Source organism: Methylobacterium sp. J-048 (assembly GCF_022829515.1).
Taxonomy (GTDB): Bacteria; Pseudomonadota; Alphaproteobacteria; order Rhizobiales; family Beijerinckiaceae; genus Methylobacterium.
On sequence record NZ_JAKSYL010000010.1, the window covers coordinates 1 to 630 of the forward strand.

Consider the following 630-nt stretch of genomic DNA (forward strand, 5'->3'; position numbering starts at 1 on the left):
ATAGAGGCAGTGGATTTCAGGCCGCGCCGAGGGCGGCGGCGATCCGGTCGAGGGCGGGCAGCTTGCGGATCGGGCCGATCGCCGCGAGCGTCGGCGCGCTCTTCAGCATGGCAGCCGCGGCCGCCCGCACTTCGGCGACCGTGACGGCGTCCTCGCGTACCTCTTTCGGCTAATCCGCGTGCCGACTTGATGGTGGATCCATTCCCATCGGCGTAGTGCGACGGATGCCGGAAGGTGCAAATGAATTTATGGAGTTAGGGTATTCAATCGTGACGCCACTCATGATCCGCGCAATGGACACTATCTACAAATTTCTCAATCTTGATTTTCCTTCTAAGGATAGCGGAAAGCACATTGCTTTCCAAAATGTGTCTATGCCTGTTCGTAAATTAATCATGCTTACGCTAGTTGGGGCAATGTGGGCCGTAGTTATTGGCGCCGCTGGATATCTAATTGCGATGAATTTTCGCTAGTACATGGCCTAAATTCAAGTCGATAAAATTTTAGCAAAAACATCGAAGCTGAATCGATGTGACGAATTGTTCTTTTTGTCGCAACAAATTCTGCATCGCCTTATGCACGCTACCGTTGTACCATCCTGGCTCTTCCTCGCTTTAGGGGGATTAAGCG

1 pseudogene is annotated in these 630 nt (G+C 52.4%); it reads right to left on the reverse strand.

Features of this window, described 5'->3' with window-relative positions:
• Window positions 1-16: 16 nt before the first annotated feature.
• Window positions 17-151 (reverse strand): annotated as a pseudogene (locus MKL09_RS32270) (insulinase family protein); the annotation flags it as partial.
• Window positions 152-630: the final 479 nt, after the last annotated feature.